The sequence below is a fragment of the Neorhizobium sp. SOG26 genome (assembly GCF_003491345.1).
In the GTDB taxonomy this organism is placed as follows: Bacteria; Pseudomonadota; Alphaproteobacteria; order Rhizobiales; family Rhizobiaceae; genus Neorhizobium; species Neorhizobium turbinariae.
The window spans coordinates 2466984-2484182 of sequence record NZ_CP025512.1; the positions used below are offsets into that span (position 1 = coordinate 2466984).

Below are 17199 nucleotides of genomic sequence, written 5' to 3' on the forward strand. Positions count from 1 at the left end.
ATGCCCGTCGAGACCAGGACCACCTGCCCCTATTGCGGCGTCGGCTGCGGCGTCATCGCCTCGGTTCATGAGGATGGTGCGGTTTCGGTCAAGGGTGATCCGGAGCATCCTGCCAATTTCGGCAGGCTCTGCTCCAAGGGATCAGCGCTGGCCGAAACGATCGATCTCGACGGACGCGTCCTGTTTCCCGAGATCGGTGGGCGGCAGACTGGCTGGGGCGAGACACTCGATCTCGTGGCCCGAAAGTTTTCCGAGGCGCTTGCCGAACATGGACCGGATGCGGTGGCCTTCTACGTCTCCGGCCAGTTGCTGACGGAGGATTATTATGTCGCCAACAAGCTGATGAAGGGCTTCTTCGGCTCGGCGAATATCGACACCAATTCAAGGCTTTGCATGTCCTCCTCCGTCGCTGGCCACCGCCGCGCCTTCGGATCCGACACCGTGCCCGGCACCTACGAGGACCTGGAACTGGCCGACCTGGTGGTGCTGACCGGTTCCAACCTCGCCTGGTGCCATCCTGTCCTCTACCAGCGGCTTGCTGCTGCCAAGGCAGCCCGGCCTGAGATGAAAGTCGTCGTGATCGACCCGCGCCGGACGATGACCTGCGACATCGCCGACCTGCATCTGGCGATCCGGCCGGATGGCGACGTCGCATTGTTCATGGGCTTGCTCGCTCATCTGGCGGAGAGTGCGGCGCTCGATCGAGCTTTTGTCGAGGCGCATACTGCGGGCTTTGCCGAGGCTGTTTCTGCCGCATCAGCGCTTTCATTTTCTGAGTTGTCCGAACGCACCAGCCTCCCGGCATCGCAGCTTGAGCAGTTTTTCCACCTGTTCGAAACGACGGAGAAGGTCGTTACCTGCTACAGCCAGGGGGTCAACCAGTCGTCTTCCGGCACCGACAAGGTCAACGCGATCATCAACTGCCATCTCGCCACCGGCCGCATCGGCCGGCCCGGCATGGGGCCATTTTCGCTGACCGGACAGCCGAACGCCATGGGCGGCCGCGAGGTCGGCGGGCTCGCCAACATGCTCGCCGCCCATATGGCGATCGAGAACCCTGAAGATCGCGACCGCGTCCAGCGTTTCTGGGCGTCTCCAACGATCGCACCGAAGCCGGGCCTGAAGGCGGTGGACATGTTCCGCGCCGTCGCGGACGGCCGTATCAAGGCCCTGTGGATCATGGCAACCAACCCGGTCGTTTCGATGCCGGATGCCGCTGCGGTCGAAGCCGCGTTAAAAGCCTGCCCCTTCGTGGTCGTGTCCGACATCATGCGTGACACCGACACAACGCGTCACGCCCATGTGCTCCTGCCCTCGCTCGGCTGGGGCGAGAGGGACGGCACGGTCACCAATTCCGAACGCCGCATTACCCGCCAGCGCCGCTTCCTGGCATCGCCTGGAGAAGCAAAGCCGGACTGGTGGCAGATGGCGGAGGTTGCGCGCCGCATGGGCTTTGCCGGTTTCGACTACCAATCGCCAGCCGAGATTTTTGCTGAACATGCCGCGCTCTCCGCCTTCGAGAACCAAGGCAGCCGAGACTTCGATATCGGAGCCTATGCGGGCGCTGGTCCAGAGGCATACGATGAACTTCCGCCATTCCAGTGGCCGTCGCCGGTAGCCGAGGGGGATAAGCCAAAACGCTTCTTCGCCGACGGCGGTTTCTTCCATCCAGATGGGAGAGCCCGCTTCATCGCCGTCACGGCACCGGCAACCGATCGTACTGATGCGCTTTATCCGCTGACGCTCAACACCGGGCGCATTCGCGATCATTGGCACACGATGACCCGCACCGGCAAAAGCGCCCGGCTTTCCGGCCATATCGCCGAGCCCTTCGCGGAAATCCACCCGCAGGACGCCGCGAAACTGCGCATCCGAAACACCGGGCTGGTGGAACTCGAAAGCCCGTTCGGCAAAGCGGTCGTCCGCGCACTCGTCACCGAACGGCAGGCGCCGGGCAGCGTTTTTGTGCCGATGCACTGGAACGACCAGTTTTCCGCCAAGGCGCGCATCGATGCCCTCGTTCCTCCGCTCACCGATCCGGTCTCCGGCCAGCCGGCCTCCAAGAACGTCGCAGTCACCGCCCGCACATATGAAGTCGCTTACTACGGTTTCGCCGTCTCAATAGCGAAGCCCGCGCCGCAATCGGACTACTGGGCGCTCGCCAAGGCCGAGGGCGGCTGGCGCACCGAACTCGGTTTCAAGACGGCTCCCGAAGATTGGATCGACTGGTGCCAAGGCACATTCGGCATCAGCCCCGTCATCGAGCCGCTCGGTTACATGGACCGGCAGACCGGCGACCTGCGCCTCGCCTTTTTCGACGCGGACAAGCTGCTTGCGGCATTTTTCCTTGCTCGCGAGCCGGTCGCCGTCGCGCGCAACTGGGCAATCAGCCAACTCACGACACGCCACACCGATCTGACCCGGCGTTTCGGCATCGTCGCCGGCCGCCCTGGCGCCGATCAGCCCGATCCCGGCGCCACCGTCTGCTCCTGCTTTTCGGTCGGCATCAACAGGATCATCAGCGCTGTCCGCAACGGATGCCACTCCGTCGAGGCGGTCGGAAAACATACCAATGCCGGAACCAACTGCGGCTCCTGCCGCGCGGAAATCAGGGGAATCATCAATGGATGTCTTGCAGCAGCCGCGGAGTGAACCGCAGCCGGTTCGTGGTGCCCGCATGGTGCCGCTTGCCAAGCTCCCTGTGTTCTGGGCGCTTGACGGCAAGAGGGTGGTCGTTTCCGGCGGCACGGATGCGGCCGCATGGAAAGCCGAGCTCCTAGCCGCCTGCGGCGCGGAGGTGCATGTCTATGCGGGGGAACTTTCGGAAACCTTCACGCTGCTGATCGCACGCGGCACGCAACATCCGAACGGCCGGTTCAAACATCATCCTCATGCATGGCATCACGCGATCTTTGCGGGCGCGGCGCTCGCCATCGCCGACTGCGAAGATGAGCAGGAGGCGCAAGCCTTCTTTGAAGCAGCGCGGGCGGCCGGAATACCAGTCAATGTGATCGACAAACCGGAGTTCTGCCAGTTCCAGTTCGGCTCGATCGTCAATCGCTCGCCGGTCGTCGTGTCGATCTCGACCGATGGCGCCGCGCCGATCCTTGCCCAGGCGATCCGCCGGCGCATTGAGACCCTGCTGCCGCAATCGCTGAAGGACTGGGCGCAACTCGCCCAATCCCTGCGGGAAAGGATCAACGCCCGCCTCCCGCCCGGCCGACTTCGCCGTGCGTTTTGGGAGCGCTTCGTCGATCGGGCTTTTGGTGCCACGCCGGACGCGGCAGTTGAAGCGGAGTTGCTCTCGGATGCAGGTCTCCTAGCGGCATCACCGGAAAAAACTGGCCGCGTCACGCTCCTTGGCGCCGGTCCCGGAGATGCGGAACTGCTGACGCTGAAGGCGGTGCGGGCGCTGCAGGCGGCCGATGTCATCCTCTTCGACGACCTCGTTTCGGACGAGGTGCTGGAGCTCGCCCGCCGCGAGGCTAAGCGTATGCTGGTCGGAAAACGCGGCGGCCGGACGAGTTGCCGGCAGGAAGACATCAACGAGATGATGGTGAAGCTCGCCAAGGCCGGCAAACGCGTCGTGCGGCTGAAATCCGGCGACCCGATGATCTTCGGCCGTGCGGGAGAGGAAATCGAGTGCCTTGAGGCGCACGGCATATCGGTCGATGTGGTGCCGGGCATTACGTCCGCCAGTGCCATGGCGGCCCGGCTCGGCGTTTCGCTCACCCATCGCGACCACGCACAAGGCGTGCGTTTTGTCACCGGTCATTCACGAAAGGGCGTGCTGCCTGACAGTCTCGACTGGAACAGTCTTGCCGATCCTCGGATGACGACTGTCTATTACATGGCCGGCCGCACCGCGGGCGAGATCGCCGGGCGCCTGGTCGATGCCGGGATGACGCCAGATATGCCGGTCGCCATTGTCAGCGCCGTCTGCCGAAAAAATGAGAGACGTTGGACAGGTCAACTTTGCGACATGCCAAGCGCGATGGCTTCGATCGGTGTGAACGAGCCGGTATTGGTTGGCATCGGCCAGGTCTTCGCCAAGGCTGGTGCACAGCCGGTAGAACTGAATGTGCGTAGCGAAGCTCGCGCCGTGGCTGATCGCAAAAACAGAAGGGCCGGCACCTGCCGACCCTTTACCCTGCTATCCGCGGAAACTGCCTTCGTTCATGTCCCGCTCGTCATAGTTCGGCGAGAAATCCTTGTCGGGCTTCTTCTGGCCGGGCGGATTGCGATGCGCAGTGGCGTCCTCCGACCCGGTGACGACGGTTGGCTTGGCGCTGTGGACGCCGCTTGCCTTCGGATCACCTTGTGACTTGGCGAACTGGCCCTTGGCATCCGCCTCGGGGCCCGACTTTCCAGAAGTTCCTGTCATGTCAGTCTCCCTTGATCTTGCCAGTATCGGTGGCTTTGTCACGCGACGGGTCGCGATTGTTTTCATGCAGCGCGTCGCGGTCACGGTCCGGATTGTCCTTTGCCGGCATGTAACCGCGTGGCGTGTTTTCCTGTGGACCCTCCCACCGCGGGGACTGGTCTGTGGTGCCGGGTGCTCCGGCCTTTGGCGAATCCATGCCCATGCCTATTCCTCCTGTTGTGTGAGAGGTAACCCGCAAGACCATGCTGGAGTTCCGGATCAGGCGCGGCACGCATCGAGACAGGAGGTTGCACGCACAACTAATCGCTTGATCTCCCCCCACGACAGTCCTAGCATTGATCAAATGCTCACGACGGCACTTTCACGGGAGACTTCGTATGGACATCCTCGCAAACAAGCAGTTCGCTGCAACTGACTTCCCGGTGGAGGAAGTGCGGCGGCAGTTTCCGGCGCTTCAGAAATACAAGGACTTCATCTTTTTCGAAAATGCCGGCGGCGCGCAGGTCCCTCAGGTGGTGATTGATGCAGTCTCCGCGCATCTGCTGGACTGCAACGTGCAGCGCATGGCGCCATACCTCCATAGCCAAGGCGTTGACAAAAGCGTTGCTGATGCACGCGTTTCCGTGGGCCTGCTCGTCAATGCCTACCGACCGGAAGAAATCTCCTTCGGCCTCAACGCCACGTCCTTCATCCGTCTTGTCAGCCTCGGCATCGCCAAAATGCTGGGGGAGCGCAACGAAATCATCGTCACCGACATGGATCACGATGCCGATATCGCCACCTGGACTGCGCTCGAAGCGGATGGTGCCAAGATCGTCTGGTGGCGGATGCGCGATGACGGCATGCTCCACACGGAAGACCTGGAACCGCTGCTGAGCGACAAAACGAGGCTTGTCGCCTGCACCGTTACCGCCCACTCGATCGGCACGATCGTTGACGTGGCGACCGTCGGCAAGCTCGCGCATGCGGCCGGCGCGGAAGTATTCCTCGATTGCGTGCATTTCGGACCGCATGGGCTGATCGACGTGCAGGCATGGGATTGCGACTACCTCGTCTGCTCCGGCTACAAGAACTTCTCGCCGCATATGGGCTTTCTCTGGGGCCGCTATGACGCGCTGGTAAAGCTGCCGACCTTCAAGGAAGACTTCATTCCGGACGTGCCGCCCTACAAGATCGAGGTCGGAACCTTCACGTATGAAAACGTCGCCGGCATGGATGCGGCGATCCGTTACCTCGAAGGCCTTGGCCGCCGGTTCCTGACCGCGGGCGATCATTCACGCCGCGATGCGATCGTGGCGGCCATGGGCGCGATCCGTTCGTATGAACAGGTGCTCTCGCGACAAATGCTGTCGGTGCTGAAGAAGCACAGCGCGACAATCTACGGGATTTCGGACGAGACGCAGGTTGAACATCGGGTCCCGACCATCTGCTTCAACATCCCGGGCGTATCGCCACAACATATTTCAGCGGAATTGGGCAAGCGGCAGATCGGCAGCCGCGACGGCCACATGTTTGCCCCTCGCCTGATGAAACGGCTGGGCCTGACCATGCAGACAGGCTGCATGCGGGTTTCCATGGTGCATTACAACACGCTCGAAGAGATCGAGCGCTTCGACAGCGTGCTGGGCGGGATCATCAAGACGGCGCGCTGACGATCAGCTTTGCACAGCGGCCGGCCCTACCGGGCCGGCGTATTCATGTGGCCGTCAATGAACGGCCGTGCTGATCATCGGATAAGGGTGGGCGGCCTTGAATTGCGTGATCACCGCTGCAGCCTGCTGAAGCACCTGTTCGGCAGCATCGAGATTGTCGCGCGCCAGCTCATCGGCATTGACGCGAATTGCCTCGGCCATGTTGCTGGAGATTGCAGCAAAGTGTCGGTTGCCTTCCGCAAAGGCTTCGCGTGCGGTGCCTTCGAGCACCTGAGCAATCGAAACAAAGATCTCCTCACGCTCATCGACGCTGAGGTCACGGATACTCTGATGTACATGTTCCATAACGCCACCCACAAAAAGTCGTTGTGACGGCCGGTCTCTCTTGAGCCCCGACCAAAATGATAGTTGGGAACGGAAAAAGCTGTGTTCAAGACCGCCAGATTGTGCCTGAAGACAGCAGACGGCAAAAGGCCACGCCCGGAAACCGAGCGTGGCCTTTCTTGTTTCAGGCAGTCAGCTTGCGCTGAGGACCAGGCTCTTAGCGGAAGAGCGTCAGGATGTTCTGAGCTTCGCTGTTGGCGATCGACAGAGCCTGTACGCCGAGCTGCTGCTGCGTCTGCAGAGCCTTGAGGCGGGTCGACTCTTCGTTCATGTCAGCGTCAACCAGCTTGCCAACACCTGCGTCGATCGAGTCAGACAGGTCTTCAACGAAGTCCTTCTGCAGTTCGATACGCTTGTTGACAGCACCGATGTCAGCAGCAGCGTTGGTCATTTCCTTCAGGGCAGCTTCCGTGACGGCCAGCGTCAGCGACAGAAGGTCTGCGCCCATGCTGGTGATGTCGAAGCTGATGACGCTGTTGGTCGAGATGGCCGGAGCAACCGTCGCGCCGAGCGAGTTGGTGTAGGAAACAGTGTGGTACTTCGTCAGGATACCAGCTGTCGTCAAGTGGGTGGTGCCGGTCTGGGCGATCAGCGACGAGCTGCCGGTGTTGTATTCCAGCGTCGTCAGGCTGATGGCGCCGTTGTTGTCGCGGTTGAACGAACCAACGATGGCCTGCGTGCCGGCGGTGTTGGTGCCGGTCTGATGGTAGACCCAGTTCTGGCCCGAGAAGGCAGCAGACTTGGCGATCGAGATCAGCTGATCCTGCAGCTGGTCGATTTCCTTCTGGACCTTGGACTTGTCAACGCCCGGCTGGGAAGCCGCGGTGATCTTCTGCTTGATTTCGTCGACAACGGAGATCGAGCTTTCCAGGGCGGTGTAAGCAACGTCGGTGATGGCAGCGCCGAGGCCGAGAGCGTCCTTGACGGTGCCCAGTGCCTTGTTGTCCGAACGCATGGTCGTTGCGATCGACCAGTAAGCGGCGTTGTCGGAAGCGGTTTCGACCCTGTAACCAGAGGAGATACGGCTCTGGGTCTTCTCCATTTCGCTGCCGATAGAGCGGAGAGTGGAGAGGGCGGCCATAGCCGAGTTGTTGGTAAGAATGCTAGACATAACTGGTCCCTTTGTTACGCTTCACTATTGGGACATCCCGGACTAACCGGTCACGTGGTCGGGCATCATGCCAGTCCGATCCGTTTGTTTGTCTGGATCGAACCCTTCGTGTGAGATGCACAATGCCGGTCAGTTCTTATCAATTTCTTTAAAATGCGATCAACCACGCCGACGGTTTGTTTATGGTTAGCGGACGGTAAACCCGGCTGCAGCGCGGTTAACCCTCAACAAGCCATGGCTTTCTAACTTTCTGAACCCTTCTCCTTCAGTGCCGGTATAAAAGGGAAAAGGCCGCATCCATGACGCGGCCTTTCTGATAGGGCTGGTTCGAAGACTGTCGGTCTTAACGGAACAGCGTGAGGATGTTTTCCGCGGAGCTGTTGGCAATCGAGAGCGCCTGGACACCGAGCTGCTGCTGGGTCTGCAGGGCCTTGAGGCGGGTCGACTCCTCATTCATGTCGGCATCAACTAGCTTGCCAACGCCCGTTTCGATCGCGTCCGTCAGGTTTTCAACGAATGTCGTCTGCAGGTCGATGCGCTTGTTGATGGCGCCGATGTCGGCAGCCGCGTTGGTCAACTCCTTGAGGGCAGCTTCCGTTGCAACCAGCGACTGGGCGAGCAGGTCTGCACCCATGGTGCTGATGTCGAGGCTCATCACGCTGTTGGCTGCGGTGCCGCTGGAGGTCGTACCGGCAGAATTGGTGTAGCTCACCGAATTGAGCTTGGTCAGGATGCCCGCAGCCGTCGACATCGTGGCGCCGTTCATTGAGATCAGCGACGAGTTCGTGGTGTCATATTCCAGCTTCGTCAGGCTGATGTTGCCGAAGTTGTCACGGTTGAACGAACCGACGATGGCCTGGGTACCGGCAGTGTTGGTGCCGGCCTGGTGGTAGACCCAGTTCTGGCCCGAGAAGGAAGCGGACTTGGCGATCGACATCAGTTGCTCCTGCAACTGGTCGATTTCCTTCTGGATCTTGCTCTTGTCGACGCCCGGCTGCGAAGCAGCCGTGATCTTCGACTTGATCTCGTCAACAACCGAGATGGCGTTTTCGAGAGCGGTGTAGGCAACGTCGGTCGTGGCGGCGCCAAGACCGAGAGCGTCCTTGACGGTGCTCAGTGCCTTGTTGTCGGAGCGCATGGTGGTTGCGATCGACCAGTATGCGGCGTTGTCAGATGCATTTTCGATACGAAAGCCTGACGACACCCGCTTCTGCGTGGTTTCCATGTCGCTGCTGATGTTGCGGAGAGTGGAAAGAGCGGCCATTGCCGCGTTGTTCGTCAGAATGCTGGTCATGAGTGGTAGCCCTGTTTATCGTTCGATGGAGACGAGATAATCTGATTATGGTTAACGAACGGTTACGAACGGACCCCAGCAAGTTACCTTTGAATTGAGCAAGAACAGCTTTCAGCCAGATTCCGACGATCTGCCGCGTTCCTGCGATTGATATCGATCAATTAGAGCCACCACGGCATCGTTGTGCTGATTCTCGGCTTTTAAAAACGCACTTTTGCTGCCAGAACCGTCAGTATCTCCAAGATAAATCTGTGCTCTACATTGAAATATTTTGGAAGAACATCTGCTGATTCGTGCGCCACGGCATGATTCGCCTTTCGAAGATCGAAAGAACCACCGAAGCTTCTAGTTCTGACGATTGTTTAATGACTGATCCCAAGAGGTCCCGAAGAGCAACTAATCATTTTTTAAACATCTTCCGCAGCATCCGTTAACCCTAGATTCGAAGGCGCTGCTCATGGGGCAGACAATTAGGAAGTTGGCAAGAAACGACGTGTGAAAACCTCCTCACACGACGGGGTTTGGTTTCCATAACGAGGGCCAAGTTGGCATGATGCCGTACCGGAGTGACCGGTAATTTCTGAACCCGGTATGTCCCACTCAGTATTTCGTAAAAGGGACTAACCCATGGCTAGCATTCTCACCAACAACTCGGCACTGACCGCTCTTTCCACGCTTCGTTCGATCAGCCAGGAGATGGAGCGTACCCAGAACCGTATTTCGTCCGGTTACCGCGTCGAGACCGCCTCGGACAACTCTGCCTACTGGTCGATCGCAACGACCATGCGTTCGGACAACAAGGCACTGGGCACCGTGAAGGACGCTCTCGGCCTTGGCGCTGCAACGACCGACGTTGCTTACACCGCCCTGGAAAGCTCGATCTCCGTCGTCGACGAGATCAAGCAGAAGATCACCGCGGCTTCCCAGCCGGGCGTCGACAAGGGGAAGATCCAGAAGGAAATCGACCAGTTGCAGGAGCAGCTGATCTCGATCGCCAAGTCCGCTTCCTTCTCGGGCCAGAACTGGGTCTACCACCAGACCGGCACCAACACCGCCGGCACCCAGGCCATCGTTGGTTCGTTCAACCGCGACAACTCCGGCAACATCAGCCTCACGACGCTGGAATACAACACCGGCAGCTCGTCGCTGATCGCCCAGACCGGCACCACCCACTTGACGACGGCCGGTATCCTGACGAAGTACCACACGGTTTCCTACACCAACTCGCTCGGTGCGACGGTTGCTGCTGTCCAGGCCACGAGCAGCATCATCAGCCTCGACATCACCAGCATGGGCGCAGACCTTCTGTCGCTGACGCTGGCTGCGACCGAGTCCGCCCTGAAGGAAATGACCAACGCCGCTGCTGACATCGGTGCCGTCAACAAGCGCATCGACCTGCAGAAGAACTTTGTGCAGGACCTGAACGACTCGATCGCATCAGGTATCAGCAAGCTGGTTGACGCCGACATGAACGAAGAGTCGACCCGCCTCAAGGCCCTGCAGACGCAGCAGCAGCTCGGCATCCAGGCACTCTCGATCGCCAACAGCGACTCGCAGAACATCCTGGCGCTGTTCCGCTAAGATCAACACGGGCTGTGGCGCGATTCACCGCGCCACAGCCTTTTCTCATTTAGGGAAGCACCCTTTCCTTCTCCCGCCGCCGAACCTTCAAGCGGGCCGCTGCTTCTCCGTCTTCTCGGCTGACATTGCTGGATCGAGTGCAAGCCTGTTATGAGCTTTGCGATACTCCACTCACTCCCGGCATCAGCGAGGGGACCAGACTTTGCCCGAATTCACAATCGACCTCTGCATTGTTGCCGGACGGCGACCGGAGCTTCTGCGCAAGACGCTCGAAAGCTTTTCGAAGGACGTGTTCGCGCAGTTCTCCTTCTCCAACGCCTTCGTCAACATCGACCCTGTCTTCGGAACCGAGGATGACGCGGTCGCCTGCATCGAGGTTGTCAGAGAGCATTTTCCGCAGGCCGTGATCTACCAACCGGAAAAGCCGGGTTTCTGTGCAGCGGTGAAGCGCCTCTGGGGCGGCACGCACTCAGACTACGTCTTCCATCTCGAAGATGACTGGACGGCACTGACGACGATCGGGCTCCAAGTCCTGGAGCCGTTTTTGGACCCAAAGGTGATGCAGGTGTCCTTTCACACCGCCGACCAGAATTGGGACATCACTCGGAAGGGCCATCTTCACCGGCGAAACGAATACGCCCGCATCTTCGGCATCAAGATTCCGCTGTTTCGCACTTTCCCGAAGTTCACAACATCGCCGTCCATCCTGCGCGGCGACTTCGTACGGCAGGCTGCCGCCCTGATGGATGAGACGCGTGATCCAGAAAAGCAGTTCTATTCCGGCGTCAATCCCGCACTGGAACACCTGGCCGCACCACATGACAACTACATCTTTTCACCGCGACAAACGCCCGTGATCCGCGATATCGGTCGCGACTGGCGCGACCAGCGCCAGATCACCAAAATCATCGACAACGCGACATCTTACTGGGTCGAGAAGTAGCCCTGAGCTTGATCTTCCAGCCGGGCGGTTCGGAGCGCCGTCAGGTTCGCAGAGCCGGTGCAGAAGCAGGCAATGCGCAACTGCTCGCTCATGATCGAGAAATGTTCGATCACCGCCTCCGGCGAAATCAGCGCCGCCCGCAGCACCGGCGCCGCCTGGGCCACCACATCCGCACCCAGCCGAATGGCCTTGGCCGCATCAACGCCGGTCGAGATCCCACCTGACGCGATGATGGCTGCATCGGGACAAGCCAAGCGCACGGCTTCCACCAGTTTTGCGGTCGGCTGTCCCCAGTCGGCAAAAGCCGAGGCAATTGCTGCCTGCGCGACGGTCGCGGCACGCTCGGCTTCGATCGTTGTCCAGCTGGTTCCGCCAGCACCTGCGACATCGATCACCGCGACACCTTCCGCCACCAGCCGCTGCGCGACCTTCGGCGAGATGCCATAGCCCACTTCCTTGACGACAACCGGCACCGGAAGGCTGCGGCAAAGCTCGCCGATCTTGTTCAAAAGGCCGGACCAGTTGCGGTCGCCCTCAGGCTGCACGGCTTCCTGCAACGGATTGAGATGAATGATCATGGCATCCGCCTCGAACATGTCGACGGCACGCTGCGCTTGGGCATGGCCGAAGCCGGTGTTGAGCTGGGCTGCGCCGATATTGGCAAGGATCGGAATGCTTGGCGCCAGCTGCCGCAGCTCCTTGCCGAGCCCTCCCCGATCGTCACCTTCGATGGCAACACGCTGAGAGCCGACGGCCAGCGGGATGCGCAAGTCCTCGCAGGCGATGGCGAGATTGTGATTGATGGTCAGCGCCTCGACCGGCCCGCCCGTCATCGAGCTCACCATGAATGGCACCTTGATCACCTTGCCAAGAAATTCCGTAGCAAGGTCAATATGATCGAGGTCGAGTTCCGGCAGCGCCACATTTTCGAACCGGATCGCGTCGAAGCCCGACGCGCGACCGACGCCATGCGCTTTTCCGCTCAGCACGATGTCGAGATGTTGTTTTTTTCGCTCGAGAAGCATTTTCACCTTTCAACCGGCCGAAGCTGCCACAGATATATCACGGACACCCGGGAACCCGGCGTTGCACTCAATATAGGTAAGGCTTCGGTAATGTCCTGGGATTGTTCGGCAGTTTTGGCTGAAAGTAGTGAGGGATCGGCGACCACTCCCTTTGCATCGCACACATCTCGCGCCGAGGCCGCCCAATCGTTGAAGATGATGAAGGCGATCGTCGAGGATCGGCTGCAGTCGCTGCTGCTAACAAACGCTTTTGTCCCTGCCTCCCTTTCGAGAGCCATGTCACATGCCCTGATGGGTGGCGGGAAGCGTTTCAGGCCGCTGTTCTTCATCAGCATGATCCGGGACCCCAGCAAGCAAGACGCTGCAATCGACATCGGCTGCGCGATCGAGATGGTTCACACCGCCTCGCTCATCCTCGATGATCTGCCCTGTATGGACAATGCGGACTTGAGGCGCCAGCAGGTAACGACCCATAAGGCGTTCGGCGAAGCGACTGCCATCCTCGCGGCAATTTCGCTCCTCATGCGTGGCATCAATATCATCAGTACTGTCGAAGGCGTGGAGCCGCAGCTCAGGGCAAGGCTGATGGAAATCATCTCCAGCGCCATTGGCTACGAAGGCCTCGCCGGCGGGCAGGAGCTCGACCTCAACGGCGGCTTCGGGCAGGACAATATTGCTGATGTCGAGCAGAAGAACTGGCTGAAGACCGGCGCCCTTTTTGGTGCAACGGCGGAAATGGCCGGACTGCTGGACAACAAGCCCGAGGAGCAGCGGATCGCACTCAAGGCCTTCGCGGGCCACATAGGCTCCGCCTTCCAGACGATGGACGATTACCTCGACACTACCGGGGCTGCGAGCGTGCTCGGCAAGGACACCGGGAAGGATGTCGGCAAGAGCACCATGGCCTCCCGGCTTGGGCCGGCTGAAGCCCGCTCAGCCTATCTGGAGCATCTGCGGCTGGCTTACGGTCTCTTGCCGCATTGTGGCATCCGCGAGGAAGAGGCTGACGTGATGCTGAAGAGCGTCTTCCAGATCATGCCGATCGAAGCCGCATCCGCTTGAGCCCTCAGGCAGTCGGGCGATTGAAAAGGTCGCCCCTCGCATAACGAGGACGGTAGACGCGAGTGAGGATTACGTCCCCCAGCGCCAGAAGAACAAGCCCTGCTTTTGTCCAACGGCTGGTGGACACGCGCTCATCCCAGGCACGCGGCCCAAGCGTCACCAGCTTGCGCCCGATGGCACGATAGACACGTCTGGCCGAGGCAATTGCCCAGGCCGAACGGAACGGAAGCTCTGCAATCCCGGCATAGGCGGAATTGTAATAGCGATCTGCGGTTTGGAGGAGTGAGACCGCCACCGGATGGAGCAGAGCGCGCTGCTGCGGATCATCCGGATCCACGTTCTTTATTCCGGCATCGGCGAGCATCTGCGACGGCACGTAGCAGCGACCCTCGCGTGCATCATCGATGATGTCCCGACAGATATTGGTAAGCTGGAAGGCGATGCCGAGATCCGAGGCCCGGTCGAGCGTGGATGGTTCGCGCGCCCCCATGATCATCGCCATCATCACCCCCACCACGCCCGCGACGTGGTAGCAATAGAGCTTCGTGTCGTTCAGCGTCTGGTATGTGGCGCGCCGCACATCCATCTCGAAACCCTGCAGCAGTTGCAGAGGATAGCGCGGATTGATGTCGTTGCGCTCCACCACCCGACGCAGCGCCTCGAAATGGACGTCCGCGCTCCTGATGCCGGAAAGCGCCTGGTCAGTCTTCGATTGCAGCTCGCGCAGACGCTCCAGTTGCTCATCCTGGGCCGGAACGCCGCCCTTGCCGTAGCCGAGCTCCTGACCGTCAATGACGTCGTCGCAATAGCGGCACCAGGTATAAAGCATGACCGCATCGTCGCGGGTACGGCGGTCGAAGAGCTTCGCCGCCGCAGCAAAACTCTGCGAGCCCTTTGCGATCGTTGCTTCGCTTTCCTGGACAACGGTATCGCTCATGCAGACGCCGCCTCGATCATCAGTCCCGCGGTTGCCTTGGCAGACCCCACAACCCCTGGGATTCCAGCGCCCGGATGCGTGCCAGCACCGACGATGTAGAGGTTGGAGACGACATCATCGCGGTTATGCGGCCGGAACCAGGCGCTCTGGGTGAGGATGGGTTCGACCGAAAATGCCGAGCCGAGATGCGCGTTCAGTTCGTCGCGGAAGTCGAACGGCGTGAAGTGCCGCACGGTCACAAGATCGTCGAGCAGGCCGGGAATATAGCGATCGTTGAGATAACGCAGGATCTTGTCGCGGTATTTCGGCCCCTCGACCTCCCAATCGATGTCAGCAGTGCCGAGATGCGGCACGGGGGACAGGACGTAGTAGGCGCTCGAGCCTTCCGGCGCGAGACTGTCATCGGTCACCGACGGCGCGTGAAGATAAAGCGAGAAGTCATCCGCGAGGTTTGCCGTTCCAAAGATCTCTGTCACCAGCTCCCGATAACGCGGCCCGAACAGCACCATGTGGTGCTTGAGCTCTGGATGTTTTTTCTTCAGGCCGAAATAGACGACGAAGAGCGACATCGAGTGGCGCTTCTTCTCCAGGCTCTCGGTCATGGCCGCGCCGCGCTCGGTCCCGCGAAGCATGTGCTTGTAGGTGTGCACTACGTCGGCATTTGATGCGACCATGTCGAACCGCTCGGACGTCCCGTCCTTCAAAACCACGGAATCGGCTTTGCCGTCGGACATGGTCACCTGGTCCACCGCTGCATTGAGCCTCACCTGGCCGCCAAGGTCCTCGAACAGGCGCACCATCCCGCGCACCAGCGCACCCGTGCCGCCCTTGGCGAACCAGACGCCGCCTTGCCGCTCCAGCGCGTGGATCAGCGCATAGATCGATGAGGTCTGGAACGGGTTGCCGCCAACGAGAAGCGAATGGAACGAGAAGGCCTGGCGCAGATGCTCGTCCTTGATGAACTGTGCGACCTTGGAATAAACGCTGCGATGGCTTTCTAGCCGGATCAGCTGCGGCGCGACCTTCACCATCGACCAGAAGTTCAGGAAGGGAACCGTCCCGAGCTTCTCATAACCTTCCCGGTACACCTCCTTCGAATAGGCAAGGAAGCGTCGGTAACCTTCCACATCGGCGGGCGATTTTTCAGCGATCTGGCGGTCAATTGCGTCCTGGTCGTCGGCGTAATCGAACTCGTAGCCATCTTCCCAGCAGAGCCGATAGAACGGATGCACCGGCAAGAGCGTCACATAATCTGCCATTTCGCGGCCGCTCAACCGCCAGAGCTGCTGCAGGCAGTCCGGATCGGTGATGACCGTCGGGCCGGCATCGAAGGTAAAGCCGTCCTGCTCATAAACATAGGCACGTCCGCCCGGCTTATCGCGCTTCTCGTAGAGCACGGTCTGGATGCCCGCGCTCTGGAGCCTTATTGCGAGCGCGAGCCCGCCCAGTCCCGCACCGATGACTGCCGCTTTTTTTGTTGTCATGCTGTTTGCTGTTCTCGCTGAAGGAATCCGGATTCGCTCATGCATGGGATCGCCCTGCCGAGCGGCACAGGGGGCTTGCCGGTCAAGATCTGAAGCATCTGCCATTTGGTGGTTCTGCCGGCATAAAAGCTTTCGATGAGGCCCTGCGGCAGACGGTAGAAACGCTGCAGGACGAGATACCGTCTATCCGGCGCCGCGGCGCGAAAAAGCATGCGGTTGAGGAGCCGGTAAAAACCCTGTCGCTTGGCGCGGCGTTTGGCATGGGACCGGATGGCGTCGGCGAGCCGCGGGCTCGTCGTCGGCCAGGCCTCGGCGATCAGATTGGCGACAGCAACCGCCTCGGGCAGGCTGTAGCCCGTGACCGGATGGAAGAGTGCCGCCTTCAGCCCCATCTGCGGGACCGTCTTCGGCTTGCGGCTCCAGAATGCCTCGGCATCGAAGGCCAGTGTAATCGGCAGCGCGCCCTGCTCCCGCTTGACGATCCGCGCGACCGACCAACCTTGCGATGATGCATACTCGAGAACCGCAGCCTCCAGTTCGGCGGCATCGACATCGGGACCATCCGAATATCGCGTGTCCTCGATCAAGAGCCGGTTTGGCGCGAAGGGAAGGCAATAAAGGAAGCGGTAGCCGTCGAGCTGCGGCACCGTCGCATCCATGATGATCGGGTCGACCAGGCCATGCGGGCTCTCGGTCTCCACCTCCAGGCCAACGAATTTCTGGAAGCCGAGCTTCAGGGCCGGATCCGGCGCAAAGCCGCTCGCGTCGATCGCGCAGGGACTATGAAGCTCAGACCCGTCCGCCAGCCGCACCCTGTCGTCCTCGACCCGTTCCACCTGCGCCTCGGCCCGCAGTTCCACGTTCGGCAGGCTCTCGATATAACGCGCGACGCTCTCGAAGGTCAGCGAGCCATAACCCGTGTCGAGCGTGCGCGAATAGGCTGGAAAACGCACCGTCTGCCGCTGCCACCGGTATGCGATCATCGGATCGAGCCACGACATGTCGGCGGCAGCGACATCGCTCTGGTGGAACGACCAGGTATGTCCGGCAAAGGGCGTGGACGACCTTTCTAGGATGATGATGCGTGGCGGGGCAGGAAGGCTGGACAGGCGCGCGGCAACAACCGCGCTCCACAGCCCCGCTCCCACGAGGATGACATCCGCATCTGATCCGCTTTGCCGTGTTGAAACAGGCATGTCTTGGTCTCACCCGCTTCCCATAGCCGCGTGGGAGCCAATATGGGGCAGGGCCCTTATTCCTCAAGACGCGTTTGTCTCGTCGAACAATGGATCAGATCAACAGCTCGTGTCCGTCGCTTATCCTCACGGAGCGATGAGAGCGG

Annotated in this window: 14 protein-coding genes; 6 read left to right on the plus strand and 8 right to left on the minus strand. The window is 60.4% G+C overall.

Annotated elements, in window-relative coordinates:
- On the plus strand, positions 1-2652 hold the full coding sequence (locus CYG48_RS12210) for a nitrate reductase (protein WP_118850635.1): 2652 nt from the start codon (positions 1-3) through the stop codon (positions 2650-2652).
- A complete protein-coding gene (gene cysG, locus CYG48_RS12215; RefSeq protein WP_245450337.1) occupies positions 2624-4324 on the plus strand; it encodes a siroheme synthase CysG in 1701 nt (566 codons plus the stop codon). The genes CYG48_RS12210 and cysG overlap by 29 nt, the downstream gene beginning before the upstream one ends.
- A gap of 61 nt (positions 4325-4385) precedes the next feature.
- Here the strand turns inward: cysG and CYG48_RS12225 are convergent, their stop codons facing one another.
- Positions 4386-4586, minus strand: a complete 201-nt coding sequence (locus tag CYG48_RS12225; RefSeq protein ID WP_118850637.1) for a hypothetical protein — start codon at positions 4584-4586, stop codon at positions 4386-4388.
- Between the two features lie 175 nt (positions 4587-4761).
- On the opposite strand from CYG48_RS12225, the gene CYG48_RS12230 reads away from it, so the two are divergent.
- Positions 4762-6036 carry a cysteine desulfurase-like protein gene (locus CYG48_RS12230; RefSeq protein ID WP_118850638.1) on the plus strand — a complete coding sequence of 425 codons (1275 nt, stop codon included), beginning with the start codon at positions 4762-4764 and terminating at the stop codon, positions 6034-6036.
- Positions 6037-6090: 54 nt separating this feature from the next.
- Here CYG48_RS12230 and CYG48_RS12235 read toward each other — a convergent pair whose 3' ends face one another.
- The 3 genes from CYG48_RS12235 to CYG48_RS12245 all read right to left on the minus strand — a co-directional run bounded on the left by CYG48_RS12235 (position 6091) and on the right by CYG48_RS12245 (position 8825).
- Positions 6091-6381 (minus strand): hypothetical protein, encoded by a 291-nt coding sequence (locus CYG48_RS12235; RefSeq protein ID WP_118850639.1) that lies wholly within the window; start codon positions 6379-6381, stop codon positions 6091-6093.
- Between the two features lie 196 nt (positions 6382-6577).
- Entirely contained in the window at positions 6578-7531 is a 954-nt protein-coding gene (locus CYG48_RS12240; RefSeq protein WP_118850640.1) for a flagellin N-terminal helical domain-containing protein, read from the minus strand.
- Positions 7532-7874: 343 nt separating this feature from the next.
- Positions 7875-8825, minus strand: coding sequence for a flagellin N-terminal helical domain-containing protein (locus CYG48_RS12245; RefSeq protein ID WP_118850641.1), 951 nt, complete (start codon positions 8823-8825; stop codon positions 7875-7877).
- 627 nt (positions 8826-9452) lie between these two features.
- Here CYG48_RS12245 and CYG48_RS12250 point away from each other — a divergent pair.
- A complete protein-coding gene (locus CYG48_RS12250) occupies positions 9453-10406 on the plus strand; it encodes a flagellin N-terminal helical domain-containing protein (protein WP_118850642.1) in 954 nt (317 codons plus the stop codon).
- A 202-nt stretch (positions 10407-10608) separates the two neighbouring features.
- Complete coding sequence (locus CYG48_RS12255) at positions 10609-11349, plus strand: hypothetical protein (RefSeq protein WP_245450338.1); 741 nt, start codon at positions 10609-10611, stop codon at positions 11347-11349.
- Here CYG48_RS12255 and fni read toward each other — a convergent pair.
- Complete coding sequence (gene fni, locus CYG48_RS12260; RefSeq protein ID WP_118850643.1) at positions 11331-12374, minus strand: type 2 isopentenyl-diphosphate Delta-isomerase; 1044 nt, start codon at positions 12372-12374, stop codon at positions 11331-11333. The two genes, CYG48_RS12255 and fni, sit on opposite strands and share 19 nt — an antisense overlap.
- 195 nt (positions 12375-12569) lie before the next feature.
- On the opposite strand from fni, the gene CYG48_RS12265 reads away from it, so the two are divergent.
- Complete coding sequence (locus CYG48_RS12265) at positions 12570-13436, plus strand: polyprenyl synthetase family protein (RefSeq protein WP_245450489.1); 867 nt, start codon at positions 12570-12572, stop codon at positions 13434-13436.
- 4 nt (positions 13437-13440) lie between these two features.
- Here CYG48_RS12265 and CYG48_RS12270 read toward each other — a convergent pair whose 3' ends face one another.
- From CYG48_RS12270 to crtY, 3 genes are read right to left on the minus strand one after another with little or no spacing between them, the layout of a single operon-like run.
- Entirely contained in the window at positions 13441-14373 is a 933-nt protein-coding gene (locus CYG48_RS12270; protein ID WP_118850645.1) for a phytoene/squalene synthase family protein, read from the minus strand.
- On the minus strand, positions 14370-15857 hold the full coding sequence (locus tag CYG48_RS12275; RefSeq protein WP_118850646.1) for a phytoene desaturase: 1488 nt from the start codon (positions 15855-15857) through the stop codon (positions 14370-14372). The genes CYG48_RS12270 and CYG48_RS12275 overlap by 4 nt, the downstream gene beginning before the upstream one ends.
- A complete protein-coding gene (gene crtY, locus CYG48_RS12280; protein WP_118850647.1) occupies positions 15854-17053 on the minus strand; it encodes a lycopene beta-cyclase CrtY in 1200 nt (399 codons plus the stop codon). Before crtY ends, CYG48_RS12275 begins: the two co-directional genes overlap by 4 nt.
- Between the last annotated feature and the right edge of the window lie 146 nt (positions 17054-17199).

Coding starts and splice junctions, on each gene's coding strand:
- CYG48_RS12250 (WP_118850642.1), top strand. CDS start 9,453: ATGGCTAGCATTCTCACCAACAACTCGGCACTGACCGCTCTTTCCACG.
- CYG48_RS12270 (WP_118850645.1), bottom strand. CDS start 14,373: ATGAGCGATACCGTTGTCCAGGAAAGCGAAGCAACGATCGCAAAGGGC.
- cysG (WP_245450337.1), top strand. CDS start 2,624: ATGGATGTCTTGCAGCAGCCGCGGAGTGAACCGCAGCCGGTTCGTGGT.
- CYG48_RS12230 (WP_118850638.1), top strand. CDS start 4,762: ATGGACATCCTCGCAAACAAGCAGTTCGCTGCAACTGACTTCCCGGTG.
- CYG48_RS12245 (WP_118850641.1), bottom strand. CDS start 8,825: ATGACCAGCATTCTGACGAACAACGCGGCAATGGCCGCTCTTTCCACT.
- crtY (WP_118850647.1), bottom strand. CDS start 17,053: ATGCCTGTTTCAACACGGCAAAGCGGATCAGATGCGGATGTCATCCTC.
- CYG48_RS12210 (WP_118850635.1), top strand. CDS start 1: ATGCCCGTCGAGACCAGGACCACCTGCCCCTATTGCGGCGTCGGCTGC.
- CYG48_RS12235 (WP_118850639.1), bottom strand. CDS start 6,381: ATGGAACATGTACATCAGAGTATCCGTGACCTCAGCGTCGATGAGCGT.
- CYG48_RS12240 (WP_118850640.1), bottom strand. CDS start 7,531: ATGTCTAGCATTCTTACCAACAACTCGGCTATGGCCGCCCTCTCCACT.
- CYG48_RS12275 (WP_118850646.1), bottom strand. CDS start 15,857: ATGACAACAAAAAAAGCGGCAGTCATCGGTGCGGGACTGGGCGGGCTC.
- CYG48_RS12225 (WP_118850637.1), bottom strand. CDS start 4,586: ATGGGCATGGATTCGCCAAAGGCCGGAGCACCCGGCACCACAGACCAG.
- CYG48_RS12265 (WP_245450489.1), top strand. CDS start 12,570: ATGATGAAGGCGATCGTCGAGGATCGGCTGCAGTCGCTGCTGCTAACA.
- fni (WP_118850643.1), bottom strand. CDS start 12,374: ATGCTTCTCGAGCGAAAAAAACAACATCTCGACATCGTGCTGAGCGGA.